Origin of the sequence: Propionibacterium cyclohexanicum (assembly GCF_900111365.1) — a bacterium.
GTDB classification, from domain to species: Bacteria; Actinomycetota; Actinomycetes; order Propionibacteriales; family Propionibacteriaceae; genus Propionibacterium; species Propionibacterium cyclohexanicum.
Map to the genome: position 1 here is coordinate 76,077 of NZ_FOGZ01000006.1, position 25,502 is coordinate 101,578.

The window sequence follows — 25,502 nt, forward strand, 5'->3', positions numbered from 1 at the left end:
CGGACAGGTACACGGCAGAACACCCGCGAAGGGTTCCGCAGATCGCAGGCCTCACGTAGAATCGAAAGTGAGGTGTCTTTCTCCTTCACATTGGGCCGTTCGCGGCAGACCCTCCGGGTCACTCTCTAGCGCACCACCTCGATGGATACCCGTGCGTGAAGAGAGGAGCACTGCCATGATCCGCCTTCTATTTGCCGCCAGCATCGCCATCCACGACTTCCTGCGCCGCTGGATGCCCACCAACGTCATCCGCGACCTGATCCGCACCCGCCAAGGCCTCAAGTGGGGCGTGCCCGCCATGCTGCTGGCCGCACCCTACTTCGCCGCCGCCTACTGGCTGACCACCCTGCTCGCCAATGGGGCGCCGGGCTGGCTGAACCTGCTGGTGCTGCTGTGCGTGTGGTCGGGGTTCAAGATGCTGTGGCTGGGGCCCATCAGCATCGTTCTGCTTTTTGCGGGCCCGCGCCCGCGAGTTCGCCGCCCGACGCCGGGCACGGCGACAGGAGGATAGCGCTCAGCGTCATCGTGTAGAAGCGAGCGCCATCTGATGTATGCCGCGATTTATACGCGCAATGCGCGACCGAACGCTGGACTGTTTCAGGCGCAGTGCGCAGACTGCAAGCGCTTGGCTGCCGAGTCCGGATTCGAGGTCGTGGGCGAGTTCCACGACGACGGTCATCCCGGGTCTGGCCTCGACCAGCTCCTTGCCTTGGCCCGTGGCGGCAACGTCTCGGCGGTCGTCGTCAGAGACGTTAACCGTTTCGGCCGTGCCTTCGATGCCTTTGGACGAGTCATGACGACCCTCGACGAGGTCGGCGTGCTGCTGTACATCGTTGGCGAAGGCCGTCTGACTGACACTCAGCGGTCGGTCCTCGGCCTCATGCGCGTGCTCACGGACTGTGGAACAGAGCAACCGCGACGGGGACTTCGCCCCTGAATTCGATGACGAGCAGATGGCGTAGCGGGAACGCAAGGTTGACGCGGTGATCGTGAAGCCGCTCGCCACGTACTATCCAGACATTGAATGGGCGCCACCTGAAGACGAGTGATGCCATAGCGACCACAGCGGAAGGGCCACCGAGACGGACATCCCGGTGGCCCTTCCGCATGAGTGACGGTGCTGCCGCTAATGCTGCGGGTGACGCACTATTCCCGCAGGCCTCATTGTTCCTCCGGCATCGCGAATGATGGCGCGCGCTCCCGCAGAGCTGATGCCAAGTTCCTTGGCGACCTCGGCAAGGCTCATACCACCTTCGTAGAGCGGCAGGGCCTGCGCTTTGGCCTCCGACGAGATTCGCGGCCTCCTCACTGGGGCTCCTTCGCTGTTGACGATCGTCGTGACCGTGTTCCGGTGGATGCCGAACTCTCTCGCGATCTGCCTGACAGGCGTCCCAGCAGCGTAGGCCGTGAGGAGTTCTTGACGTCTCGGGTAGCTCAAACGAGTTTGAGTCTGGAGTGTTTTCTCGGCCATCGGGCCCCGAACATCGTTCCGTGGAGACTTCGACGAACGAGTCGCGATGGCCCGTTTGCCGCGCAAAGTCCGGGAGATCAACGACTTCAACGCCACCGACTGGTTTGAGAAGCTCCTACAGAGGACCACCAACAGCAAGACCCGCCCCTCGACAGGGGCGGGTCTTTTTGTGCTCATCCGCCCGCGTGTCCCCATCGGATGGGCACCGCGGTGGCGGCGTGTTCACCGCACGCGCGATTCCCGTTGTCATAGCGAAGGACAGCGGCGATACCCCGGGTCTCCACACGAACTCAAGATCGTGCGCATGAGGGTGGGGCTGCGAACGCCAGGGCTCGCGTATGTGCTGAATCTGACCCGATTTGCCCTTTTCTGTTGCCTGGGGCCTGCATTGGCGGACTTGCGTCAGAAAAGGCTCGGCACGGGGTTTTCTCGGGCGCGGCCCTGGGGACCGCGAGGCCCCTAGGGGGCTGATCGGGCGCCCCGAGGCTTGCCCTGCCACCGCAGTGCGACGACTAGATTGAGCAGTGGTGACTCGAGCAAGGAGGGCCCGTCCAGCATGAGTGAGGACAATCGCCAGTTCCACTTCCGTCCGGCTAACTACCCTTATCGCCCCACGACAGAGGATCTGGACCCCGAGCAAGCGGCTGCTCTGCGGCTTTCCAGCGCGTCTCCGCTGGCTCCTGAACCCTCGGGGCCGCAGCCCGCCTCACAGGGCCACGCCTCACAGGGCCACGCCACACAGGAGGACGGTGCTCGCGAAGCGGGTGGGATGGCACAACCCGATCGCCCCGAACCGGCGGACGTCGAATCCGACCTGCTCTTGCCGGCCAAGGTGGCCGCCAAGCCGGCGCACAGTGTTCCGCACGGTTCCCTGTCGGCGCCAGCACCCGCGGTGCCCACGACCCACCCAGCACCCGCGGTGCCCACGACCCACCCAGCACCATCCGGTGGTGCGCAGCCTCCCTCACCAGATGCCGCCGTCGCGCCTACGAGCGGCTCGACTGAGCAGCCGGTATCAACAACCGGGCCCCGGGATGCTCGCGGGGCTGCGCCGCAAGACCACCGCGAGGCGTCGCGGGATGCGCGGGGGGCTGCGCCGCAAGACCACCGGGAGGCGTCGGGGGACGCGGGGAGCGCCGGGCAGGACGATCATCGCCAGGAATCAGGAGAGGCCGGCTCAGGAGGACCGGCCGTCCTCCCACCCGAGGTCGTCGGGTCCCGATCATCGCGCGGTGGACGTCTGCTGTCGCGCTTGCTCCTCGGGCTGCTCGTCCTGTTGGCCCTGGTGGTCGGCCTCGCCGTTGGCTCCTTTGCGCTGGGCAATCCCACGGTGGTCACCACACCTGGCCCCACCAGCACCATGACAGTCACACCGCCGGCGCAGACTGTGACCGCCCCGCCGGTGACAGTCACAGTCACCGCGACGCCTACCGCCACCGACAGTTCGAGCAGCGCCACCACTACAGGCGTTGCGGTCGTGGGGCAGAGTTGCGAGACCTTCGGGGAAACGGCGTACTCGGCGAGTGGGGCACGGCTTACGTGCACGCGCCCCACGGTTCAGGACTATCTTCGCTGGATGCAGCTGTCCTGAGCCCGTTCGGCGTCCCGGGCGAGATGCTCCGAGCAACCGCTCCGGGTCATCCGAGCATGGTGCGTCTGGAGCGTGCCAAACTGGCACAGTGGCACTCTCCGATGATCCCCAGGCCGGTGAGCTCTTGGTGAGCGCAGCCGGGCGGGATGCCGGCTTCTTCGACCAGGCCGTCATCCTGCTGCTCGACAACGACGAGAACGGTGCCATCGGGGTCGCTCTCAACAAGCCGTCGACCACACCGGTCTCGAACGTCCTGCCGGCCTGGGCCGGTCAGCTCAATCCGCCTCCGGTCTTGTTCGCAGGTGGCCCGGTCACCCCCAATGGCGCCATTTGCCTGGCGAAAGTGCTCGACCGCAGCGAGGAACCGCCGGGCTGGCGTCCCGTGGTGGGCGACGTGGGCCTGCTCCATCTGGACACCCCCGTCGAGATCGTCCACGGCGCATACTCGGACGTGCGAGTATTCGCTGGCTACGCGGGATGGCAGCCTGGCCAGCTCGAGGCGGAGCTGCGTCAGCATGTGTGGATCCGCTCGACGCCTCGCGAGGAGGATATCTTCGGCACGAATGCGCAGGGACTGTGGCGGCGTGTGCTGCGCCGCCAGGGAGGCGAGGCGGCACTGCTCAGCGCCTACACCGACGATCCTTCGCGCAACTGAGCCCACCCGCTTCGGCCCTGCCCTGCGGCGGAAGCGCCGCTCAGGAGTTTCACCTCCTGGTGTCTGGCTTGCTCATATAGTGGGTGGATGGCGACAATGACCGGTCGCCCATCCCACATGGTGAGGCCCATGAGCGAAAGTGGACGAAGCAGCAGCTGTCGGATCCTGGTCGTCGACGACGATCCGTCGCTGGCCGAGATGTTGCAGATCATGCTGCGCACGGAGAACCTCGACACCATCTGGTGCGGGCATGGCGACCGTGCCATCGCGCTGTTTCATCAGACCCGGCCCGATCTGGTGCTCCTCGATCTCATGCTGCCCGGACGCAATGGATTCGATGTCTGCCGCGACATCCGGGCGGAGTCCGGGGTCCCCATCATCATGCTCACCGCACGCTCCGATACCAATGACATCGTGCGCGGCCTGGAAGTGGGCGCCGACGATTACATTTCCAAACCCTTCAATCGCAAGGAGCTCGTCGCGAGGATCCGGGCCCGGCTCAGACGCCAAGGCCCCGAGGGGGAAGCCAGCTCCGTGCAGATCGCCGATCTCGACATTGATGTGACGAGCCACTCCGTCCGCCGCGGCGCCGAGGAGATCGTGCTCACCCCCCTCGAATTCGATCTGCTCGCGACACTGGCCCGCCACCCTGGCGTCGTGTTCACCCGCGAACGCCTGCTTGCCGACGTGTGGGGCTATCGCCAAGCCGGTGATACCCGGCTGGTGAACGTGCACGTGCAGCGATTACGGGCCAAGATCGAGCGCGACCCCGAACGCCCCAGCATCATCGTCACCGTCCGGGGAGTGGGCTACCGTGCGGGACGCGCTCAGCCCGCGGCGAGCAGCTGAGATGGCAACTCGGCGCAGACGGCTGGCGGCCGGACTCGCCCGGCCGGTTCGGCTGTGGCATTCCTCCCTGGCGCTGCGCCTTGTCGTGGGCCTTGTCGCCGTTTCGGGCCTGTTGCTCGTGCTGGGCGGCATGCTCATCATGCGCCAGGCGTCCAATGAGCTGCTGGAGAGCAAACGCCGCAGTGCCGTCGCCGAGGCGGGAAGCACGCTGGGCCGGATGCAGTCGCAGCTGAGCGCCACCGACCTCCAGCAGGCCACCTTGTACGAGCGACTGAGCCAGATCACCGAGCAGGCCGGCAGCGAGCCCGAGCTGTTCTGGGTGGTCGTCGAGGGGCCTGTCTCGGTCTACGCGAGCGGCGGCGTCGGTCTGGACAGCGTGCCCGTCGCGTTGCGCACGCTTGCCAGCTCTGCGTCAGGAATGTGGGTGACGCCCACCTCGATTCACCACATCGACGGACACGAGGATGCGCCGGGTCTGGTCGTGGCCTCCAGCGTCGTCAGCCCCACCGGTCTACGCGTGCCGGTGTACTTCGTCTTCCCCCAGAGCTACGAGGCCCAGACCCTCGAGGTGCTGCGCCGTGCCCTGATGTCCGCGGGTGCGGTGCTGCTTGTCTTCTTCGCCCTGTTCGCCTGGTTCACGGCCAGGCGAGTCACGATCCCCATGCGCGCCATGAGCCGAACCGCCGAGCGGATTGCGGGGGGCCTGCTGTCCGAAAGGGTCACGATCAGCGGAACCGATGAGCTGGCCCGGCTCGGCCGCTCGATGAACCACATGGCCGGTCAGCTCGACAAGCAGATCACCGAACTGGAGAAGCTCTCGCGCCTCCAGCAGCGCTTCGTCTCCGACGTCAGCCATGAACTGCGTACCCCGCTCACCACGATGAAGATGGCCAGCGAGGTGCTCTACGAGGTGCGCGAGGGTTTCGATCCGGCGAGCACCCGCACCGTCGAGCTGCTGAATCACGAGGTGGAACGCTTCGAGAAACTGCTTGCCGATCTGCTGGAGATCTCACGTTTCGACGCCGGCGCAGCACAGCTCGTCCTCGAGGAAACCGACGTGGCCGAACTGGTCGATCGCGAGGTACGTGCACAGGAACAGTTGGCCCAGCGTCTGCACAGCGAGATCCACATCCACAGCGATGGGCCCGAGCGAGCCGAGATCGACTCGCGCCGGGTGGCCAGGATCGTGCGGAATCTGTTGACCAACGCCCTGGAGTACGGCGAGGGAGAACCCATCGACGTCACTGTGGCCGGTGACCAGCATGCGGTGGCCGTACGGGTGCATGACCACGGCGTGGGCCTCCTGCCCAAACAGACCCAGAAGGTGTTCAACCGGTTCTGGCGAGCCGATCCGAGCCGCCAGCGATCGGTGGGGGGCACCGGGCTCGGATTGTCGATCTCGCTGGAGGATGCGCGCCTCCATCACGGCTGGCTGCAGGCCTGGGGACGCCCCGGACGCGGTTCGGTCTTCCGCCTCACTCTGCCGCGCCGCCCCGACGATCCCCTGCGCAGCTCCCCGCTGCCGCTCGGCCCTGGGCACCGTGCAACCGACGACCTGGGGGAGGCACGGGCATCATGAAGCTGACCCGCCGCACCGTGCTTGGTTTCGTGCCGATCGGCCTGATGAGCGGCTGTGCGCAGGTGCCCAGCTCTGGCCCTGTGCTCGAGGTGAGCAATCCGGCCGCCAGCCCCGCCCCCGGCGGTGTGGTGGTGGCTCCCGACCCACCTGCGGCCGACGCCACCCCAGAGCTCATCCTGGCAGGCTTCCTGACGGCCTGCCTCGTGCCCACCGACAACTATGCAGTGGCCCGCCAGTTTCTCACCCCGAGGGCGTCGACCGCATGGGTGCCCAGCGCCGCCGTGAACGTCTACGACTCGGACAGCCATCCCCCGGTCGTCACGGACAGCTCCGCGCTGCTGCGCGCCCCGCTGCTCGGCACGATCGATGTACGGGGTTATTACACGGCCGACTACAAGCCGGACTTCCAGCACGACTTCAGCCTCGTCAAGGTGGGGGACCAGTGGCGCATCAATTCCCCTGGTCAGGGCATCTTCGTGAGCCGCTACGAGTTGCACCGGGCCTACTCGATCCTGCGGGTTCACTGCCTCAACCGGTGGGGTACCGGGCTGGTGCCTCAGCAGGTCTTCATGCCCAATCGCCGTCTCAGTCCCACGACGGCAGCCCAGGCGCTCCTGCGGGGGACCTCGCCCTGGTTGCGCCCGGCCGTCACGACGGCTGTCATCGACGGCACGACGCTTGCGGCACCGGCTGTCACCATCGATTCTCAAGGCGTCGCGGAGGTCTCTCTCAGCGCTCAGATCGGCGCTCTCCATGACGACCAGCGCCGAGCTCTCGCAGCCCAATTCCTCTGGACGCTCGGCGACCAGACCAGGCTCGGCGGGTTACGCCTGGAGCAGCAGGGCCGGCCCTTCGCGGTGCCCGGCGCCGGCGCAGATGGTGTGATCCGCGCCAGCGCCCTCGCGAGCTTCGCTCCGGTGGTCGAGGCGACGCGCAGCGATGCCTATGTCGTCGCGGCAGGCAAGCTGAGTCGTCTGCTGCCCAGCGGGGTCGTGACAGCCGGAGGTGTCCTGTCGGCCGGCTGGGACCATGAGGTGCAGTCCATCTCGCTATCCACTGATGGCACGACCGTGGCGTTGGTCACCGACGGGTCCTCCCGGCTGTTCACCGCCCGGACCGACACAAACGCTGCGCCGACGCGCCTCGCCGACGGCACGGAATTCCTGCGTCCCCAGCTCGACCCCTCGGGGCGCATCTGGGTGGTGGACCGAGCCGGTGAGGCCGGCGCGTCTCTCGTTGTCGTGACGGCGGACCGGGTGGAGCGCGCGATTCTCGCGGGACTGCCTGCCGCGCCCCTCGCGGCGCGGCTGTCACCGGCCGGGGAGAGGCTTGCGGTCATCGCGGGCACTCCGGGGAGCAGCAAACTCGGCTTCTTCCGGGTGGGCGGCAATCCCGAACTGGTCGTCGACGGCTGGCGCACCCTTACTGTGGTGAGCAGTCAGGGCGTCCTCGGCGCTGTGCAGGATGTGGGCTGGATTTCGGCCACCCGGATGGTTGTGCTCGCGGCTCTGGACGCGTCGTCCCCGGCGGAGGTCTTCCTGGTGGACGTGGACGGATCCGAGGTGGAGTCCCTCGGGCCAGGTATCGACATGTCGCTGCGCGGAATCGCTGCGCTTCCATCGACCAATGGGGTCGCCATCTGCGCGCTGACCAGCGGTGGGACCGTGCTGGTCTACCAAGAGGGAGCACGCTGGCTGCGTCATGACGTCAACGAGGTGAGCGCCATCAGCTACCAGGGGTGAATGGAGACTTGTCCACAGCCTCTGGTGCGGCGAATGACGCAGGCGGTGCCCGAGCACACTGCGGACGTGGAGATCTCCGACTGGACGGCAGCCGCATTCGACCTGCTTCTCGGCTCGGCCTGCGCATCCTGTGCTGCGCCCGGCCCCCTCCTGTGCCGTCGGTGTTCACTCGAGCTGCGGGGACCGGTCGTCCGTGGGCGCCGAGGCGCCGACAGCAGTGGGGCGCGTTCACAGTCCATCCACGTATGGGCCGGCGCCACGTACCGTCCGGTGGCGGGCCGGCTGGTCATTGCCTTCAAGGACCGGGGAGCATGGAGCCTGGCTCGTCCGCTGGCCGAACTGACGACCCGTGCGGTTCGCGCCTGCATCCAGGAGACATCAAGAAACGGGGCAGGCGCACCCTTCCTCGTGCCGGTGCCCTGCGATCCATCCAGGGCTCGCGAACGCGGCATCGATCACACCCGGATGCTGGCCCGTGCCACGGCGCGCCGGTGCGGGTTGGCGTGGAGTGCCGCGTTGAGGCGGATGAGCGCTGCGCCCGATCAGGTAGGGCTCGACGCAACGGCGCGGCGCGAGGCGCAACACGGCACGATGATCTGCGATCCGGGGGGTATCCCCCTGGCATGGCGCCGTCGTGACCGCACTGACGAGGCTTCGGTGATCGTGCTCGACGACGTGGTCACCACCGGAGCCACCGCGGTCGAGGCGGTACGAGCGCTGAGACTGTCGGGCCGCGAGGTCAGGGGCGTCGTGTGCGCTGCGTTGACTCCTCTGGATGCCGGCCCCATGGCACGCCAGCAGTGAAACAGATGCTTGCCGGGGCCAAACCCGGTAACGTTCTGACATGGCACGACACGCAGGACCCCAGCACCGTGGTGCTGGAGCGCCCGCTGTGCGTGCCATTGCTGTCTCAGCGTCGAGACTGGGCTCGTGAGATACCGTTCGAGGCTCTGAGCAGTATTGCTAGCACTCATCCATGGAGAGGGGATCGAGATGGACGTCATCGTCACAGGACGCCGTTGCACCATCACCGACAGCACGCGTGAGTACGTCACGGAGCGCCTGAACGAGTCGATCGTCAAGCTGAAGGACCGAGTGATCCGCACTGAAGTGGAATTCACGTCGAACGACCCCAAGGGCGACCCCTCCTCGGCGATTCGGTGCGAGATCACGCTGCGCGGCAAGGGCCCCGTCATTCGTGCCAGCGGAAGCGCCGACGAGAAGATCGCGGCCTTCGAACTTGCGCTCGACAAGCTGCGCGCCCAGCTGCGACGCGCAGCCGACCGGCGCAAGAAGCGCCATGGGCTGCGGGTCAAGGAGCTCCCGGTGATGGCTGAGGAGAGTGCGCCTGAGACGCAGGACGAAGCCAACGACACCCACGAGATTGCCGGCTTGACGGTCCAGGGCGACGGTCCCCTCGTCGTGCGCGAGAAGACTTTCGAGACCACACCGCTGACGCTGGCCCAGGCGCTCGACGAGATGGAACTGGTCGGGCACGACTTCTTCCTCTTCCAGGACGCCGCATCCGGCAAGCCGAGCGTCGTCTATCGCCGCAAGGCCTACAACTACGGCGTCATCCGCCTCGAAGTCCAGTGATCGCGATGTCACCGAGTTCCCGGTTGCCCGAGCTGCCGGGACCTCAGCCGCCAGCGCAACTGTGCTGACATCCCTGAGCCGCGGCGCCGCTCGCCGCATCGGGCTGGCTGCCCAGCAGTTGCCCGGCAGGCGAAGCGGCCCGGTCACCCGCACCCAGGTGGTGCGGGTGACCACTCGGCTGGCACAGATCCAACTCGATTCCGTATCCGTCCTCACGAGAGCCCAGCGCATGCCGCTGTTCAGCAGGCTCGGAGACTACGAGATCGAGCTTCTGCGGGGGCTGGCCAGCGGTAGACGGCGAATTCTGTTCGAATACTGGGGGCACGCGGCATGTCTCATCGACGTCGATCTCCAGCCCGTCCTGCGCTTCCGGATGGCGGCCGCGGAACGCGAAGCATGGGGCTCGATGCGCACCATACAGAGGGAGCACCCCGAGGTGGTGGCGCAAGCCCTGCGCGTCGTCGAGGAGAACGGCCCCAGCACGGCCCGGGAAGTCTCCGCCCTCGTGGCCGGCCGGAAGGCCGACCACGAGCACTGGGGCTGGAACTGGTCACAGACCAAGACGGCACTCGAGTGGCTGTTCTGGTCGGGAGCGTTGGCCGTCGCCGGGCGCAACGGCCAGTTTGAGCGACGCTACGACTTGCCCGAACGCGTGCTTCCGACCCGGGTCCTGGCTGCGCCCACTCCGAGCCTGCTCGATTCCCACATCATCCTTGTCCGAAGGGCAGCACAGGCGCTGGGCATTGCCACCAGACGCGGGCTGCGCGACTACTTCCGCACCGCTGCCGTCCCGACCGACGAGGCGGTCGATGCGCTGGTGGAGTCCGGGGAACTCCTGCCTGTCGCGGTGGAGGGCTGGAGAAACCGGGCGTACCTGTGGCATCGGGCCCGGGTTCCGTCGAAGGTCGATGCGGCATGTCTCGTCAGTCCCTTCGACTCCTTGATCTTCGAACGCCAGCGTGCCCTCGAACTGTTCGAGTTGGACTACCGCATCGAGATCTACGTACCTGCCGCGCGGCGTCGCCATGGCTACTACGTGTATCCGTTCCTCTTCGGTGACCGGTTCGCCGCGAGAGTCGATTTGCGAGCCGACCGGACGCATGGGGTCTTGCAGGTGCTCGCGAGCTGGCAGGAGCCCGGGCATCCCAGCCCTACCGGTCAGATTGCCGAGGCCCTTGGTGCCGAGCTGACGCGCTTGGCGGCCTGGCTCGGATTGGATGGGACGGAAGTGCTCGACAGAGGCGATTTCTCCTCGCCGCTGCGGGCTGCCCTTGGCTGGCACGGCGCCTGACCCGCACGGCAGGAATGCCATGCTCCGGCATCCCGATCGCTTATCACGGGATTGAGCCATTTTCCAGAGATTTCTCTGACAGAGAGCTCATTATTGTCCGGGAGCCATGGTCATGCTACTTTTAATAGTCGTTGCGTCCTGCTCTGGAGTGCGGAGTAGCACGATGACACCGGCTCGGACCAAGTGAGGTTCTTGTGCATCGATATCGATTGTTGGCAAGCGAATTCCTGTGTCCGATCGGCCATTCCCCATGTGTGCTGCACCGTTGACCCCCAGCCAGCCTCGTTTCCCACGCCCTCATCGGACGAGACGACTGCCGAAGCCCGACGGGGCGGCCTGTTGCAGCAGCATCGGAATGGAACGGCGCGTCCCGCTGGACCGGTTACGGCGCATTCTCGCTGGTGGCGAGTGATCTCGTTGCCTCATCATCTCATTCGTTATCTGGTACGCATGTCCCCAAGAGAAAGTAGTGAAAATGTCCATTGTGGTATTCGGTGCCACCGGAAATCTTGGCCGTCTGGTTGTTCGGGATCTGTTGTCCCGCGGAGTTGCTGCTCACGACATCCGAGCGAGTGGCCGCAGCGTGGGAAGGCTCACCGAGTTCGCCGACCAGGGTGTCGAGATCCTCGCGGTGGACTACGAGGATCCAGCCACCATCGACTCGGCACTGGACGGTGCGGAGAAGGTCCTGCTGATTTCTGGCAGCGACCTCTCAAAGCGTGCCGAGCAGCACCGTAGGGTCATTGACTCAGTGAAGCGGCACGGTGTCGGGCAACTCGTGTACACCTCCGTATTGCGGGCAACCGAGACAACACTCGCCATCGGCCCCGACCATGTCGCCACCGAGAAGCACATTCTCGAATCCGGGCTGCCCTACACCCTTCTGAGGAACGGCTGGTACACGGAGAACTATGCGGGCAGCGTGCTGGGTGCCGCGCAGTCCGGGGTCATCCTCGGAAGCGCCGGTCAGGGGAAGATCTCGTCCGCAGCGCGCGCCGATTTCGCGGAGGCCGCGGCTGTCGTCCTCACGACGCCGGGGCACGAGGGCAAGACCTATGAGCTGGGCGGGCACCCGGACTGGACCCTTCCTGAACTGGCCGAAGTCACCTCCGAACTGCTCGGTCGCAGCGTTGTGTACCGCGACCTGACGAGCGAGGAGCATCGCAAGGCGCTGGAGGAGGCCGGCATGGCCGATGCGGCGGACTTCGCGGTCGGACTGGATGCGGACACCAAGGCCGGTCAGCTCTTCACGGAGTCGCAGGATCTCCAGCGGCTGCTCGGTCATCCGAGCACCCCACTCATCGACGCTCTGCGCCCCATCGCCGAACAGGCTGCTTCCCAGCACTGAGGGCGGGTCCGAGAGGTCCGGGCGGTAGGGGTCGTCCGAGCAATGAGGTCTGCCGGTGGTCCTGGGTGGATCGCTGGTCCGGGTGCACCGTTGGTCCGAGTGCACCCTTGGTTCGGGTGCACCCCTGGTCCGGTGCACGGCGTGCGCCGGGCCGCACCCAGGACCACCGATGGCAACTGCCCCTCGTCGGTCGAGAGCCTAGGATGGAAAGGTCTGATCGGCCCGGTCGCGCGCAACGCGGCCGCCGACCGATCGGCATCAGGGCAGACACGACGACGCAAGGACACCAACTCGTGAGTTTCATGGATCGCCTGCTGCACGCGGGCGAGGGCCGGACCCTCAAGCGTCTGGCACAGATCACCGAGCAGGTCAACAGCATCGAAGACGACTATGTCGCGATGGACGACGGGGAACTACGAGGTCAGACGGCCGACTTCCGCCGTCGCCTCGACAACGGTGAGAGCCTCGACTCGTTGCTGCCAGAGGCCTTTGCCACCGTGCGCGAGGCCACCAATCGAGTGCTCGGCAAGCGTCCGTTCGATGTGCAGATCATGGGCGGGGCCGCTCTGCACCGCGGCAATATCGCCGAGATGAAGACTGGTGAGGGCAAGACAATCGTTGCCCTGGCGCCCAGCTATCTCAATGCCCTGGAGGGCAAGGGCGTCCACGTCGTGACGGTCAACGATTACCTGGCTCGCTCCCAGTCGGAGCAGATGGGACGCGTGCACCATTTCCTCGGGCTGCGCACCGGCGTCATCCTGGCACAGATGAGCCCGGCCGAACGCCGGGAGGCCTATGCGGCGGACATCACCTACGGAACGAACAACGAGTTCGGCTTCGACTATCTGCGCGACAACATGGCACTCAGCCTCGACGACTGCGTCCAGCGCGGACACAACTTCGCCATCGTCGACGAGGTCGACTCCATCCTCATCGACGAGGCGCGTACCCCCCTCATCATTTCGGGCCCGGCCGAGGAGAACAAGCGCTGGTATCCCGAATTCGCCACCCTGGCCACCCGTCTGGTGCGCGACGTCGACTACGAGGTCGATGAGAAAAAGCGCACTGTGTCCGTGCTTGCCCACGGCATCGAGGTCACCGAGGACGATCTGGGCATCGACAACCTCTACGAGAGCGCCAACACCCCGCTCATCGGCTATCTCAACAATGCGATCCGCGCGAAAGAACTGTTCAAGCGAGACCGCGACTATGTCGTCATGGACGGCGAAGTGCTCATCGTCGACGAGCACACCGGTCGCGTGCTGGTGGGGCGCCGCTACAACGAAGGCCTGCACCAAGCGCTGGAGGCCAAGGAGCACGTGCAGATCAAGGACGAGTTCCAGACTCTCGCGACCATCACCTTGCAGAACTACTTCCGGATGTACGACAAGCTCTCCGGCATGACCGGTACGGCCAAGACCGAGGAGGACGAGTTCCAGAAGATCTACGGTCTGGGTGTCATCGTCATCCCCACGAACAAGCCGATGATCCGCAAGGACCAGTCGGACTTCATCTACCGCACCGAGGATGCCAAGTTCGCGGCGATCATCGACGACATCAAGGAACGCCACGAGGCCGGTCAGCCGGTGCTCATCGGCACTGCCTCGGTGGTCAAGAGCGAGGAGATCTCCAAACGGCTTCGCAGCGCCGGGATCCCCCATCAGATGCTCAATGCCAAGCAGCACGCGCGCGAGGCTGCGGTGGTGGCCCAGGCGGGGCGCAAGGGCGCGGTGACCGTGGCCACGAACATGGCCGGGCGAGGCACGGACATCATGCTCGGCGGCAACCCCGAGTTCCTGACCGATCAGCTGCTGCGCGAGCGGGGCATCGACCCGGTCGCAAACCCTGAGGAGTACGAGGCGCAGTGGGCCGAGACGCTCAAGGACCTGCAGACCCAGGTGGCCGGTGAGCACGACGAGGTGGTGGAAGCCGGTGGTCTCTATGTCATCGGTTCCGAACGGCATGAGTCGCGCCGTATCGACAATCAGCTGCGAGGCCGTTCCGGACGCCAGGGCGATCCGGGGGAGAGCCGCTTCTATTTGTCCCTCGAGGACGACCTGCTGAGGTTGTTCAAGGCGGACACCGTGGAGCGAGTCATGACCACGATGCAGCTGCCCGACGACCAGCCCATCGAGATGCGACTGTTGTCCAAGTCGATCGAGAGCGCGCAGAAGCAACTCGAGGGCCAGAACTTCGAGATGCGCAAGAACGTCCTGAAATACGACGATGTGATGAATCGCCAGCGCCATGTCATCTACGGGGATCGCCGCAAGGTGCTCGAGGGTGCCGATGTGGAATCGATGTTGCGCGCCACCGTCGATCGTGTCGTGGAAGCGGCTGTGCGGCTGCACACCCAGGGATTCGCGGACGAATGGGACCTCGAGACACTGTGGACGGATCTGCGCTCGATCTATCCGGTGAGCCTCGACATCTCCGAGTTCGAGGGCGCCGAGGACGCCCAGGAGCTCGTGGACGCCTTCCTGGCCGATGCCCAGGCGGCCTACGATGCCAGGGAGCAGATGCTCGGCGAGCAGACAATGCGCGAGCTGGAACGCCAGGTCTGGCTCACCGTGCTCGACCGCAAGTGGCGCGACCACCTCTACGAGATGGACTACCTGCGCGAGGGCATCGGCCTGCGGGCGATGGCCCAGCGGGACCCCCTGGTGGAGTACAAGCGTGAGGGCGCCGACATGTTCGACGCGATGCGCGATGCCTTCCAGGAGGAGGTGGTCGGCTATCTCTTCCACATCCAGGTGCAGACCCAGGATCTCCCGTCGGTGGGCGCCCGCCCCGACGGGAGCGGCAACCCCGCCACCGCACAGTCCCTGCTCGGTTCGACCGCTGAGCGGACTGACGCTGATCGCCAGCCAGAGCAGAGCACGCCCCGCCGGCGCAATGGGCGCCCGGTCCGCCGCAAGGCGAGCGCTGCGCAGGCAGCCCCTGCGAACCGCACCCCCACCAGCCCCGCCGTTGCCCAGGCGACGCGCACCCTGGCGGGAGTACACCAGCCCTCCCAGGTCACCTACACGGCGCCGAACGAGACCGGCGAGGCGGAACAGGTGGGTGCGGCCGATCGCCACGAGGACCCCTATGCGGGTATCGGACGCAATGAGCCATGCCCCTGCGGTTCGGGCAAGAAGTTCAAGAACTGCCATGGCCGCAATCCGAATATCCGCTGAGTGGTCCGTGCTCCTGCGGGAGCGCGGCTTGTCTGCTACTGCGGCACTCCGGCCGGTTCCATGACCGACAACTCGATGCATCGCCATCCCCGGGCAGACCTGCGCAGCCGGAAGAGCACAACGAAAGCGCGTGCCGAGCGGCCCTCGCGGATGGGCCATCGATAACAGGCGAGGGCATCGACGAGATCGGGCTGTGGCCCGCTCATCGGTGGAGTCGTGACGTGCACCCGCCGGCACCGTACATCGCGCGGACCCCAGCGCTTCTGGCTCGCCAGCAGAGCTATGAGGCAGCTCTGTGCGGCGATGGTGCGCAGCTGGCCGATGGGACGCGTGCCCCGCAGGGACTCGGCGACCAGATGAGCGAATCGCCCGGCGACGACGCTGTGCATCCGAGCCGGAGCCGCGCCCTCGGGTGAGCCGGCCGCCGTGGGTGAGCCGGCCGCCGTGCTGGCCAGATCTATCGGCCCCAGGCCGGTCTGCCAGCAGGCGTTGGGGCCGAGCCCGGGAGGCGGGAGCGCGATGGGCGTGGGCGCGAGGCAGGAGATCAATTCATCCGTCATGGCACGAGCATGACTCTTCGATGCAGCGCTGTGGGCCCCTCGCCCCCTTTGTGTGGAAAACTCGGCGTTGACGACGGAGCGTGGAAAACTCGGCGTGGACGACATGGCCAGCGAGTGTCGGTGTGAAAAGCGCGGCGTACGTCGAGACGAGGAGGCAGACATGACCGGGACACCACGACCGGTGGTATTCCTGCCGGTCACCGGCGGGCAGGCCAGCCGGCTCGTGGCCGAGGGACTGCTGGGCGGCCCATTGCCCGGCTACTCGGCCACCGCCGATCTATGCGCTACCTTCGATCTCGCCCCCGGTGGCGAGGACGCCGAATTCGCTGCCTTCCAGGTCGCCAGTGTCGCGGCCCTGCTCGCCGGGTCGAGCAGGCTGGTGCTGGTCGCCCGGCCACGGACGGCACTGTTGAACCAAGCGGGCGAGCAGGGCAATGGCGGTGTCGAGATCGGTGCCCTGGAACTCCACGAGGTCGAGGCCTTCTTCACCGACACAGAACCCTCGGTTTGCCGATCTGCATCCCGTGGCGCCGCAGGTCACACGATCGATGAGGCCTGGGAGCTTCCCGAGGTGCAGGCCGTTCTCGCCGAGCACCCGCTGTCGTGGCACGATGTCAGCGAACTCGCTGCCCATCTGGAACTGCAGGAAGGCTGACATGCCAACGCGCATTGTCCTCGACGATCACGACGAAGCGGTGGCGCTCGCGAAAGCCATCGAGCTGGCCGGTCACGAGGTCGTCGTCATCACCGAACGCGAGGGCAGCGAGGGTGAGCCCGAGAGTTATCTCGTCGCCACGCCCGCGTCCCGCAGCGAGCTGGGCGATCTGCTCGGCTGACGAGCGCTCATCGGATGGGCGGTGCTCAGTCCGGCCGGGTGGCCAGCCATTCGTTGCCGACTTCCTGCTGCAGGTCGATGATCGTCATCACTCTCGGTTCGGCAAGCTGCTCGAGTTTCTTGCCCAACAGCGGGACCGATACATTGAATTGCCCGGAGTACTCCACGATGGTCCCCGCACCGCCGGGACGAATCGTTGCGGTACCGGCCAGCTTGGCTGGGAGCTTCGCCGGAGTGGCCTCGACGGTTCCGTCCCATCCGTCGGGAACCTCGTTCCATACGAAGGTCTGCTCAATGGCCAAGGTGGCACCGGTGAAGCGCTGCACCTGGCTGGGGGCCGAGATCTCTGCGTGGATGTGCGAGGTGTTGGCCTCGACCCGTACATCACTGCGGGCGGCTCCGGCCCGGTCGAGCACGGCGGATAGCCACTCGGGGTTGGTCAACATGGTGTGGACGGCCGCGGGTTCGGCGCCGTACTCGTGGTGCGCAGAGATCTCCATGCCCCCATTCTTGCGCGAGCTGCGAGCGTCTGGGCCACTCCACCGGCCGTCCCAGCTCGGGGCGGTGCATGTCGCACCGCTGTAACAACAGGCCGCTAGTGTGAACGCGTCCCCGCTGGGAGCCCGGGTCAGGAAACCCAGCGGGGTGATGAGGGGGCTTGGATGGCAGGAATCGGCCGGGACGGCACGGATGGGGACGCCAGGATTCGTTCCCGGTCCTGCGAGGAGGAACGCAGGCATCGTCTCATCGCTGCGAGCCTGCCCGCGCCCGGCGCGCTGGACGCGCGCGTGTCCGCTGAGCTCGCGGCCGCCTATCTCGATCAGGTCCATCTCGGCGAGCTGGGGGGCCTGCACATGGATCCGAATCGAGGGCTCGATGAGGACCTGCTCGCCCAGCGGCTTCGCAGCCATCTGGAGTTCGGTGCCATCCGTCGCGCAGGCGCGACACTGCTGCGGGTCCGGCCGCCCACTCGGCCGGGGGGCTCGACGGTGGTCCAGCTCGTCGCCGAGGACCGCCCGTGGATCGTCGACACCCTCACTCTCGGCGCCACCCGGCGCGGGTGGTCGATCCGTGAGCTCGTGCATCCACAGCTCACGGTGAGCCGCGACTCCCAGGGCAGGCTGCTCGGCGTGGATCCTGCCGGGGGGATTGCCGAGTCATGGGTCGATCTGGAGCTCTATCCCGCCTGGGGCAGCGCCGCCGCCGACGAGGCGCCGGTTCTGGAGACGGATCTTCGCGAGGCGATGGTGCGCCTCGCGGCGGCCACCGGCGACACCGGGGCGATGCGCGAACTGGCAGTCCGCAATGCCGACGCGGTGCTGGGCGCCCAGGGCCCGGCGCAGCCACGGGAACGCGCTGTGACCAGCGCCATGCTGCGATGGCTTCTGGAGGACAATTTCGTCTTCTTGGGCTACCGCGAGCACACCGTGAGCGCCGACGGCCGGACCTTCACTCCACGGGCCGGCACCGGCCTGGGCGTGCTGCGCGACACGCTGCGCGATCCTTCCGAATTCGCGGCCACCCCGCTGCCCAGTTCGCCCGAGCTCATGGTCTGTACGAAGGACTCGGTCCGCTCCGACCTGGTGCGTGGCGCCTACCGGGACTATCTGGGGATCCGGATCTACGACGAGGGTGGTCGGCTCGTCGGCGAACACCGCTTCATCGGGCTGTTCACCTCCAGTGCCTACGCCGACTCGGTGCTTCGGGTGCCGTTGCTGCGTGGCAAGGCCAGCGCCATCATGGCGGCCATCGGCTATGCCCCCGATTCCTACGGGGGCCAGGCGGTGCGTGCAGCGCTGGACGGCTACCCCCGCGATGAGCTCCTGCAGGCCTCGGTCGCTGAGCTCACGCCGGTGATCGCAGCCATCTCCAGGCTCGCGGAGCGCCATCGGCTGAGGCTCTTTCTGCGTTCCGGGCGGTGGGGCCGCTTCCTCAGCGTCCTCGTCTATCTGCCCAGGGAGCGCTATAACACCGCCGTCCGCGAACGGATCGAGCGCACGATCCTCGACTTCGTCGGCGGGATCGGTATCGACCACCGGGTCGCGATCTCCGAATCGGTGCTTGCCCGACTCTACTTCACCGTCGAACTCGACCCCGGGCGGAGCAATGGGTCCCAGCCCGATGCCGTCGAACTCGAGCGGCGCCTGGGTGCCGATCTTCGCGACTGGGATGACGAGTTCATCGCTATCGCCGACAGCCTGGATTCCGAGCGGCGCGGCATCGATTTCCCCGACGCCTACAAGGAGGACTATCCAGCGTCGGTCGGCGTGGACGACCTCCTGGCCTTCGACTCCCTCAAGAGCGACGAGGATCTGGCACTGCGCCTCCTTCCCGCCACCACGCGCGACAGCGACCGGGTGGATGCCCGTCTCAAGGTCTTCACGATGGGCGGGCCGCTCAATCTGTCGACGGTGATGCCGCACCTGACCTGTCTGGGGGTCGACGTGCGCGAGGAGCGCCCCTATCACGTCCGGCTCCGCGGCAGGGACGCGGTGCTCTACGACTTCGGATTGGGAATGGGGCATGCCAGCGAGGCGCTGCGCGCCGGCGAACCGAAGGCCCAGGCTCGTTTCGTCGAGGCCTTCAGGGCCAGCATCACAGGCAGCAGCGATCACGATGCCCTCAACCAGCTCGTCTCGGCCACTGGCCTCGACTGGCATGAGGTCGAGGTGCTGAGGGCCATCTCCCGTTACCTGCAACAGGTGCGCTCTCCCTTCTCGCAGCCCTATATCGCGGCAGCGCTGGTGGCCAATCCGGTGGTCGCCGCCGACCTGGTCTCGATCTTCCGGACTCGCTTCGACCCGGACTCGGGTCTCCACGCAGACCAGCGCCAGCAGGTCGTCGACCAGCTGGTCGAGAAGGTGCACGCCGAACTTGACGAGGTGGGCTCGCTCGACCACGACCGGATCCTGCGCCAGTTCCTGGTGGTGGTGCTCGCCGCGGTGCGCACCAATTTCTGGGTACCCGGGTCTCGAGCATTGGCGATCAAGCTGCGGACCGCCGACATCGACTTCCTGCCCGCACCGGTGCCGCTGTTCGAGATCTTCGTCCACAGTCCTCGCGTCGAAGGGGTGCACCTGCGCTTCGGGAAGGTGGCACGCGGCGGGATCCGGTGGAGTGACCGGGTGGAGGACTATCGCACCGAGATCCTCGGTCTGGTCAAGGCACAGATGGTGAAGAACTCCGTCATCGTCCCGGTCGGCGCCAAGGGCGGCTTCTACCCGCGTGGCATCACCGGATCGATGACCCGCGCACAACGTCTCGCCGAGGGGACCGAGAGCTACCGGATCTTCGTGTCCAGCCTGCTCGAGGTGACGGACAACACCGTGGATCGCCGCACGGTCCACCCAGAGCGCGTGATTGCCTGGGACGGGGAGGATCGCTATCTCGTGGTGGCGGCCGACAAGGGCACCGCAACCTTCAGCGACATCGCGAACAGTCTGGCCGATGCCAAGGGCTACTGGCTCGGCGATGCCTTCGCATCGGGCGGATCGGTGGGCTATGACCACAAGGCAATGGGCATCACTGCGCGCGGCGCCTGGGAGTCGGTCACCCGTCACTTCCGCGAGCTGGGGCTGGATCCAGGCACGACCGACTTCAGCTGCGTCGGGATCGGCGACATGTCCGGTGACGTCTTCGGCAACGGCATGCTGCTGAGCCACCACATCCAGCTCATCGCCGCCTTCAACCATCTGCACATCTTCCTCGACCCCCACCCCGATACCGAAGCCAGCTGGCACGAACGAGCCCGGCTGTTCGCGCTGCCGCGCTCCACCTGGGCCGACTACGATTCCCGACTGATATCCGAGGGCGGCGGTGTGTATCCGCGCAGCGCGAAGTCCATCCCACTGAGCGCCCAGGTTCGCGAGGTCTTGGGCCTGCCTGCCGGGACCGATGCGATGACACCGGCCGAGCTCATCCACGCCATCTTGATGGCACCGGTCGATCTGCTGTGGAACGGCGGGATAGGCACCTATGTGAGGGCGGCCACCGAAACCAACGCGCAGGTGGGCGACAAGGCCAATGATGCGGTGCGGGTCACTGGCGCCGAGGTCCGAGCCCGGGTTGCGGGCGAGGGCGGCAATCTCGGCTGGACGCAGGCCGGACGGGTCGAATATGCCCGGAACGGCGGACGGATCAACACCGATTTCATCGACAACTCGGCCGGTGTCGACACCTCCGACCACGAGGTGAACATCAAGATCCTTCTCGATGCACAGGTGCGCGCGGGCTCCCTGAGTCGCGCCGAGCGCGATGGGCTGCTGCCCGCCATGGCCGACGACGTCGCGAGGCATGTCCTCGCGCACAATGCCGCACAGAACCTCGCGCTCGCCAACTCGCTGGCAGGCGCTGTCGAACACGCCGCCGTGCACGAGGAACTGATGCGCCAGCTCGAGAACGCCGGTCACCTGGACCGGGAGCTGGAGTCGCTGCCCTCCAGCGCACAGATGGCCCAGCGAATCGCCCGGGGTCAAGGCCTGGTCAATCCCGAGCTGTGCACCCTGCTGGCCTGGACGAAGATCGCCCTCGAGGACGAGATCCTGGCGTCCGAGCTGCCGGAGGATCCCTACCTCGCCCAACGACTGTTCGACTACTTCCCGGCGATACTGAGTGAGCGACTCGGCGACGCGATGCGCATCCATCCGCTGGCTCGCGAGATCATCACGACAGTCGTGGTGAACCGCTTCGTGGATTCCCAGGGCATCAGCGCGGCCTCGCGTCTGGCCGAGGAATCCGGGGCCTCCAGCGCCGACGTCATCCGGGCTCAGCTGACGGCTCGCAGTGTGCTCGCCATCGCCCGTGCGGAGGGGGCTGTGCGTGAGGTCCCGATGAGCGAACAGGCTCGGCTTGTAGTGCGGCTGCGGCTGCGGCGGGTGGTGGAGCTGGACACTCGATGGATCCTGCACAACCATCTCGCGGCACTCGATCCTGCCCGTGACGGCATCGCGGGTCTCGTCCGGGAGTACCGAGACGACGTGGCGGTTGTGCTCGAGGCAATACCCGAGCTGCTCACCGAGGAGGGGCGCCGAGAGTATGCCGCTGACTCGTCCCAGCTGCGCAGCGAGGGCGTGCCGGCCGATCTTGCGGCGAACACGGCCCGCTGGAGCCGGGCCCATCAGGTCCTGCCGATCGTGGGGATTGCCCATATCTGCAGGTGCAGCCCGACACTGACCGCCCGGGTCTTCTTCGGTCTGTCCGAGCGGATCGGTATGGACGCATTGATCGGCAGGGTCGAGGCGCTGCCGCGAAGCAACCGCTGGGACATCCTGGCTAGAGCGGCGATCCGCGACGAGCTGCAATCGGCTCGCGAGACGATCTGCCAGGTGGTGCTCTCCGGCGCCGAGATGACGCGAAGTGTGCCGAGCGAGTCCTCACCAGCTTCGTCCCCACCCGGTATCGTCTCTTCCGACGGCCACCAGGTGGGGGAGTGCACGGTTGACGACGAGTCCGCAGTTGCCGCGGCGATCGTCGAGCAGTGGTGGCGGGGCAACCCACGTGCTGCACGGTGCGCAGACCGGCTTGCCCAGCTCAATGTCGGCGAGATGGACCTGGCGCGGGCTTCGGTGGGCCTGCGGGCCTTGCGGACCCTCATCCACTGAGCGGGGACCTGTAGGCGGGAGAATGGTTTCATGCGAATCGATCTGCACACCCACTCCAATGTCTCCGATGGCACCGACAGTCCCACCGCACTGGTGCGGCGGGCCCAGGAGCTGGGTGTGAATGTGGTGGCACTGTGCGACCACGACACCTTCGATGGCATCGGCGAGGCCGAGGAGGCGGGGCGTCGCTTCGGAGTGGCGGTTCTGCCCGGCATCGAGATCAGTACCCATGTCGGCCAGCGGGAGGTGCACCTCCTCGGGTACGGCGCGGATCCCTGGTCGCGGCCGCTGCGCAGTGCGCTGACCGCTCTGCGGGCGAGCCGGACCGAGCGCGTGCCCCAGATGCTGGCCAAGCTGGCCCAGCTCGGAGTGGGGGTGAGCCTGGCCGATGTCGAGAAGCAGGCGGTCCACGCCTCGTCGGTGGGCCGCCCTCACATCGCCGATGCGCTGGTCGCTGCCGGGTTCGTGACGAACCGCGACGAGGCCTTTGCCCGATATCTCGATGAGAGCGCGCCGGCATTCGTGCCGCGACGCAGTCTGGACCTGGGGGAGGCCATCGACCTGGTGCACGCGGCCCACGGCGCCTGCATCATCGCCCACCCCTGGATCCGCGCGAGCCGTGAAGTGCTCAGCCCGCAGTTGTTCGCCGAGCTGGCGTCCGAACACGGCCTGGAAGGTATTGAGGTGGACCATCCAGACCAGGACCAGGAGACCCGGGCCATGCTCTTCGACCTGGGCGGGCGGCTCGGTTTCGTGCGCACCGGCTCGTCGGACTACCACGGCACGGGAAAAACCGACCATGACATCGGCTGCGAGACGAGTCGGCCGTCTGCGCTGCGTGAACTGGCCCGCCGCATCCGCGATCGGGGCGGCTCGCTGGGGGGTGTGGAACAGATCATGCCACGCCTGTAGGGCGTTGCGAGCTGGCGTCTGTCGGGCGTTGGGAGCTGCGCGCCCGTCTGTGTCGAGGGCTCGGTACCCGGCGAGCTTCTCGCCCTCGACGATTGTGTCGGTCGACGCTGCCATGATGGTCCACCGGGCGGCAGTCGCCGCGCACGGGCAGAGCTCGGGGGACGCATGGACGACGAGGGCGCGAGGAGCCAGCAATGATGGGGCGCACGCATGCCATGAGCGGCGTGCTGCTCGCGCTGGTCGCAGTGCCGCTGCTGCCGCGGGTGGGTTGCGATCCGGACGATCCCCTCACCGTGTGCGCCTTTGCGATTGCCTGCGCGGGGGCAGCGATGCTCCCTGACGCCGACCATCCCTCGGGCTCGGTTGCCTGGACCCTTCCCCCGGTCACCAAGCCCCTCACGCGCATGGTCGCGGCGCTGTCCGGCGGGCATCGCCACGGCACCCACTCGCTCATCGGGGTTGTGGGATTCACGGCCTTCGCGCTGCTCGTCGGTTGCCTGCCGCCGTTGCTCCACCAACTCGGTGTCGCACCCGCCCAGCCTCTCGGCCAGGCCCTGCTCGGGGTATGGATCGGCTTTCTGCTCGCCATCGGGCTCAATGCCCTGCCGGCCAATCCCCAGCGCCACAGCAGGGCGTGGACGCTCGTGGGGGTGGTCGGTGGTGCGACGCTCGCCCTCACTACGACCCTCGTCAACCTCGCGGCGGGATTCGTCCCCCTGGCCGTGGCCCTCGGATGCCTGGCACATTTGGCCGGCGACCTCCTCACGAAGGAGGGTTGCCCGCTGCTGTGGCCACTGTCGAACATCCGCTTCCGGGTGGCCGCCATGACCACCGGCCATCTCGCTGAGCGATGTCTCCTCGCCCCACTCATCGGCGCGGCAGCGGTGCTGCTCCTCCTTGTTCGATTGGGCGCGACGGGTCCTGGCCGCTAGCTGTCCTCGCTCGTGCCATCGTGATGACCCGCACCCCCGCTGGGCGGTGGGCCGATGCCGGTGGCCCATATGGGTAAACTGCCCGCTATGCGCACGGCCCCCAACCTCGAGTCACTGTCCGTCACCGACGAAGCCGAGGACGGGGCCCCCGAGTTGGACCGCTCCCTGGCAGCCAGCCAGCAGCGAAGCGATGCCATCGAAGCCGATCTGGCGGTGCATCCGCACAATTACCGGCTGCTCACCGGCGATCGCCCGACTGGGAGACTGCACATCGGACACTACTTCGGATCTATCGCCAATCGGGTGCGGCTGCAGGATCTTGGCGTCACGTCCATGCTCGTCATCGCCGACTACCAGGTGATCTACGATCGCGACGGCGTGGGTGCCCTTCAGGAGAACGTGCTGAGCGCTGTCGCCGACTATCTGGCCTGCGGGATCGACCCGGCGCGCACCACGATCTTCACGCACTCGTCCGTGCCGGCACTCAATCAGCTTCTGCTGCCCTTCCTCAGCCTTGTGAGCGAGTCCGAGCTGCATCGCAATCCCACTGTCAAAGAGGAGCTGGAGCACACCCAGGGTCGCGCGATGAGCGGACTCATGCTCACCTTCCCGGTGCACCAGGCCGCCGACATCCTGTTCGGCAAGGCCAATCTCGTGCCGGTGGGCAAGGATCAGTTGCCGCACATCGAGGTGACTCGGCTCATCGCCCGCCGCTTCGACGAACGATATGGCCGCGCCGACCCTGCCAGGCCCGTCTTCGGGGCGCCGGACGCGCTGCTCTCCGCGGCCCCGGTCATCCTAGGGCTGGACGGCACGAAGATGAGCAAGTCGCGGCACAACACCATCGAGATCGGCATGGGTGCGGACGAGACGGCCAAGCTCATCAAGAAGGCCAAGACGGACTCCGAGCGGCACATCAGCTATGACCCCCAGAACCGTCCCGAGGTGTCGAATCTGGTCCTGCTCACGGCGCTGGCACGAGGCGAGGAGCCCGCAGCGGTCGCCGATGAGATCGGCGACGGTGGCGGCGGTGGTCTCAAGAAGGCCTGCACAGAGGCGGTGAACGAGATGCTTGCCCCTATTCGGCAACGACGTGCCGAACTCGTCGCCGACGAGGGGCTGCTGCGCCAGGTGCTGCGCGAGGGCAATGAGCGCGCCAATGAGGTGGCGGACCAGACCCTGCTCGAGGTGCGCACCGCCATGCAGATGATCTACTGAACCCTGTCGGCCGCAAGCAATCTACTGAACCCTGCCGGCCGCAAGCAGCGGGGCACGCAGATCCCTTGGCGGGGAGCTGGCCCCCGGCGCCGAGATCATCGTGGCGCCGAGGTCACCCCACCCCCGAGGATCCTCCCCGTCGCG

At 66.8% G+C, this 25,502-nt stretch carries 21 protein-coding genes; 18 read left to right on the forward strand and 3 right to left on the reverse strand.

Annotated elements, in window-relative coordinates:
* Positions 1 to 175 precede the first annotated feature (175 nt).
* Positions 176 to 511: a hypothetical protein gene (locus BMX93_RS04390; protein ID WP_024463558.1), complete on the forward strand. Its 336-nt coding sequence runs from the start codon at positions 176 to 178 to the stop codon at positions 509 to 511.
* A gap of 36 nt (positions 512 to 547) precedes the next feature.
* Positions 548 to 937, forward strand: a complete 390-nt coding sequence (locus BMX93_RS13525; protein ID WP_033502967.1) for a recombinase family protein — start codon at positions 548 to 550, stop codon at positions 935 to 937.
* A 189-nt stretch (positions 938 to 1,126) separates the two neighbouring features.
* On the opposite strand, the gene BMX93_RS13530 is transcribed toward BMX93_RS13525, so the two are convergent.
* Positions 1,127 to 1,666 (reverse strand): helix-turn-helix domain-containing protein, encoded by a 540-nt coding sequence (locus tag BMX93_RS13530; RefSeq protein WP_091968411.1) that lies wholly within the window; start codon positions 1,664 to 1,666, stop codon positions 1,127 to 1,129.
* Positions 1,667 to 2,723: 1,057 nt separating this feature from the next.
* On the opposite strand from BMX93_RS13530, the gene BMX93_RS04405 reads away from it, so the two are divergent.
* The 10 genes from BMX93_RS04405 (at position 2,724) to secA (ending at position 15,301) form a co-directional block, all read left to right on the forward strand.
* Positions 2,724 to 3,062 (forward strand): hypothetical protein, encoded by a 339-nt coding sequence (locus BMX93_RS04405; protein WP_091968413.1) that lies wholly within the window; start codon positions 2,724 to 2,726, stop codon positions 3,060 to 3,062.
* Positions 3,063 to 3,150: 88 nt separating this feature from the next.
* Positions 3,151 to 3,717, forward strand: coding sequence for a YqgE/AlgH family protein (locus BMX93_RS04410; protein ID WP_091968415.1), 567 nt, complete (start codon positions 3,151 to 3,153; stop codon positions 3,715 to 3,717).
* Positions 3,718 to 3,846: 129 nt separating this feature from the next.
* Positions 3,847 to 4,566: an MtrAB system response regulator MtrA gene (mtrA, locus tag BMX93_RS04415; protein ID WP_091968417.1), complete on the forward strand. Its 720-nt coding sequence runs from the start codon at positions 3,847 to 3,849 to the stop codon at positions 4,564 to 4,566.
* A 1-nt stretch (position 4,567) separates the two neighbouring features.
* Positions 4,568 to 6,145, forward strand: coding sequence for an MtrAB system histidine kinase MtrB (gene mtrB / locus BMX93_RS04420; RefSeq protein WP_091968475.1), 1,578 nt, complete (start codon positions 4,568 to 4,570; stop codon positions 6,143 to 6,145).
* Positions 6,142 to 7,887 (forward strand): LpqB family beta-propeller domain-containing protein, encoded by a 1,746-nt coding sequence (locus BMX93_RS04425; RefSeq protein WP_091968418.1) that lies wholly within the window; start codon positions 6,142 to 6,144, stop codon positions 7,885 to 7,887. Before mtrB ends, BMX93_RS04425 begins: the two co-directional genes overlap by 4 nt.
* 33 nt (positions 7,888 to 7,920) lie before the next feature.
* On the forward strand, positions 7,921 to 8,691 hold the full coding sequence (locus BMX93_RS04430; RefSeq protein WP_091968420.1) for a ComF family protein: 771 nt from the start codon (positions 7,921 to 7,923) through the stop codon (positions 8,689 to 8,691).
* 189 nt (positions 8,692 to 8,880) lie between these two features.
* Entirely contained in the window at positions 8,881 to 9,483 is a 603-nt protein-coding gene (gene hpf, locus BMX93_RS04435; RefSeq protein WP_091968421.1) for a ribosome hibernation-promoting factor, HPF/YfiA family, read from the forward strand.
* 61 nt (positions 9,484 to 9,544) lie between these two features.
* Entirely contained in the window at positions 9,545 to 10,774 is a 1,230-nt protein-coding gene (locus tag BMX93_RS04440) for a winged helix-turn-helix domain-containing protein (protein ID WP_091968423.1), read from the forward strand.
* Between the two features lie 475 nt (positions 10,775 to 11,249).
* Positions 11,250 to 12,122: an SDR family oxidoreductase gene (locus BMX93_RS04445; RefSeq protein ID WP_091968425.1), complete on the forward strand. Its 873-nt coding sequence runs from the start codon at positions 11,250 to 11,252 to the stop codon at positions 12,120 to 12,122.
* Positions 12,123 to 12,415: 293 nt separating this feature from the next.
* Positions 12,416 to 15,301 carry a preprotein translocase subunit SecA gene (secA, locus tag BMX93_RS04450; RefSeq protein WP_483878447.1) on the forward strand — a complete coding sequence of 962 codons (2,886 nt, stop codon included), beginning with the start codon at positions 12,416 to 12,418 and terminating at the stop codon, positions 15,299 to 15,301.
* Positions 15,302 to 15,336: 35 nt separating this feature from the next.
* Here the strand turns inward: secA and BMX93_RS04455 are convergent, their stop codons facing one another.
* The gene (locus tag BMX93_RS04455; protein ID WP_091968427.1) at positions 15,337 to 15,861 is read right to left on the reverse strand and encodes an Rv3235 family protein; all 525 of its coding nucleotides are present in this window, start codon (positions 15,859 to 15,861) and stop codon (positions 15,337 to 15,339) included.
* Between the two features lie 160 nt (positions 15,862 to 16,021).
* Here BMX93_RS04455 and BMX93_RS04460 point away from each other — a divergent pair, with 160 nt between their 5' ends.
* Positions 16,022 to 16,516, forward strand: coding sequence for a DUF6912 family protein (locus tag BMX93_RS04460; protein WP_091968429.1), 495 nt, complete (start codon positions 16,022 to 16,024; stop codon positions 16,514 to 16,516).
* 1 nt (position 16,517) lies between these two features.
* Positions 16,518 to 16,697: a hypothetical protein gene (locus BMX93_RS04465; RefSeq protein WP_091968431.1), complete on the forward strand. Its 180-nt coding sequence runs from the start codon at positions 16,518 to 16,520 to the stop codon at positions 16,695 to 16,697.
* Between the two features lie 25 nt (positions 16,698 to 16,722).
* Here the strand turns inward: BMX93_RS04465 and BMX93_RS12860 are convergent, their stop codons facing one another.
* Positions 16,723 to 17,196: a DUF2505 domain-containing protein gene (locus BMX93_RS12860; protein ID WP_177170066.1), complete on the reverse strand. Its 474-nt coding sequence runs from the start codon at positions 17,194 to 17,196 to the stop codon at positions 16,723 to 16,725.
* A gap of 162 nt (positions 17,197 to 17,358) precedes the next feature.
* On the opposite strand from BMX93_RS12860, the gene BMX93_RS04475 reads away from it, so the two are divergent.
* The 4 genes from BMX93_RS04475 to trpS all read left to right on the forward strand — a co-directional run bounded on the left by BMX93_RS04475 (position 17,359) and on the right by trpS (position 25,358).
* Positions 17,359 to 22,296, forward strand: a complete 4,938-nt coding sequence (locus tag BMX93_RS04475; RefSeq protein WP_091968433.1) for an NAD-glutamate dehydrogenase — start codon at positions 17,359 to 17,361, stop codon at positions 22,294 to 22,296.
* A gap of 30 nt (positions 22,297 to 22,326) precedes the next feature.
* Entirely contained in the window at positions 22,327 to 23,208 is an 882-nt protein-coding gene (locus BMX93_RS04480) for a PHP domain-containing protein (RefSeq protein ID WP_091968435.1), read from the forward strand.
* Positions 23,209 to 23,402: 194 nt separating this feature from the next.
* The gene (locus BMX93_RS04485) at positions 23,403 to 24,140 is read left to right on the forward strand and encodes a metal-dependent hydrolase (RefSeq protein ID WP_091968437.1); all 738 of its coding nucleotides are present in this window, start codon (positions 23,403 to 23,405) and stop codon (positions 24,138 to 24,140) included.
* Positions 24,141 to 24,227: 87 nt separating this feature from the next.
* A complete protein-coding gene (trpS, locus tag BMX93_RS04490) occupies positions 24,228 to 25,358 on the forward strand; it encodes a tryptophan--tRNA ligase (RefSeq protein ID WP_425438753.1) in 1,131 nt (376 codons plus the stop codon).
* Positions 25,359 to 25,502: the final 144 nt, after the last annotated feature.

Excerpts from the sequence above, each read along its gene's own strand:
- BMX93_RS04480 (WP_091968435.1), top strand. The coding sequence starts at position 22,327 with ATGCGAATCGATCTGCACACCCACTCCAATGTCTCCGATGGCACCGAC.
- BMX93_RS04465 (WP_091968431.1), top strand. The coding sequence starts at position 16,518 with ATGCCAACGCGCATTGTCCTCGACGATCACGACGAAGCGGTGGCGCTC.
- BMX93_RS04430 (WP_091968420.1), top strand. The coding sequence starts at position 7,921 with ATGACGCAGGCGGTGCCCGAGCACACTGCGGACGTGGAGATCTCCGAC.
- BMX93_RS12860 (WP_177170066.1), bottom strand. The coding sequence starts at position 17,196 with ATGGAGATCTCTGCGCACCACGAGTACGGCGCCGAACCCGCGGCCGTC.
- hpf (WP_091968421.1), top strand. The coding sequence starts at position 8,881 with ATGGACGTCATCGTCACAGGACGCCGTTGCACCATCACCGACAGCACG.
- BMX93_RS13530 (WP_091968411.1), bottom strand. The coding sequence starts at position 1,666 with ATGGGGACACGCGGGCGGATGAGCACAAAAAGACCCGCCCCTGTCGAG.
- BMX93_RS04455 (WP_091968427.1), bottom strand. The coding sequence starts at position 15,861 with ATGACGGATGAATTGATCTCCTGCCTCGCGCCCACGCCCATCGCGCTC.
- BMX93_RS04485 (WP_091968437.1), top strand. The coding sequence starts at position 23,403 with ATGATGGGGCGCACGCATGCCATGAGCGGCGTGCTGCTCGCGCTGGTC.
- trpS (WP_425438753.1), top strand. The coding sequence starts at position 24,228 with ATGCGCACGGCCCCCAACCTCGAGTCACTGTCCGTCACCGACGAAGCC.
- BMX93_RS04390 (WP_024463558.1), top strand. The coding sequence starts at position 176 with ATGATCCGCCTTCTATTTGCCGCCAGCATCGCCATCCACGACTTCCTG.
- mtrA (WP_091968417.1), top strand. The coding sequence starts at position 3,847 with ATGAGCGAAAGTGGACGAAGCAGCAGCTGTCGGATCCTGGTCGTCGAC.
- BMX93_RS04475 (WP_091968433.1), top strand. The coding sequence starts at position 17,359 with ATGGCAGGAATCGGCCGGGACGGCACGGATGGGGACGCCAGGATTCGT.
- BMX93_RS04460 (WP_091968429.1), top strand. The coding sequence starts at position 16,022 with ATGACCGGGACACCACGACCGGTGGTATTCCTGCCGGTCACCGGCGGG.
- BMX93_RS04445 (WP_091968425.1), top strand. The coding sequence starts at position 11,250 with ATGTCCATTGTGGTATTCGGTGCCACCGGAAATCTTGGCCGTCTGGTT.
- BMX93_RS13525 (WP_033502967.1), top strand. The coding sequence starts at position 548 with ATGTATGCCGCGATTTATACGCGCAATGCGCGACCGAACGCTGGACTG.
- BMX93_RS04425 (WP_091968418.1), top strand. The coding sequence starts at position 6,142 with ATGAAGCTGACCCGCCGCACCGTGCTTGGTTTCGTGCCGATCGGCCTG.
- mtrB (WP_091968475.1), top strand. The coding sequence starts at position 4,568 with ATGGCAACTCGGCGCAGACGGCTGGCGGCCGGACTCGCCCGGCCGGTT.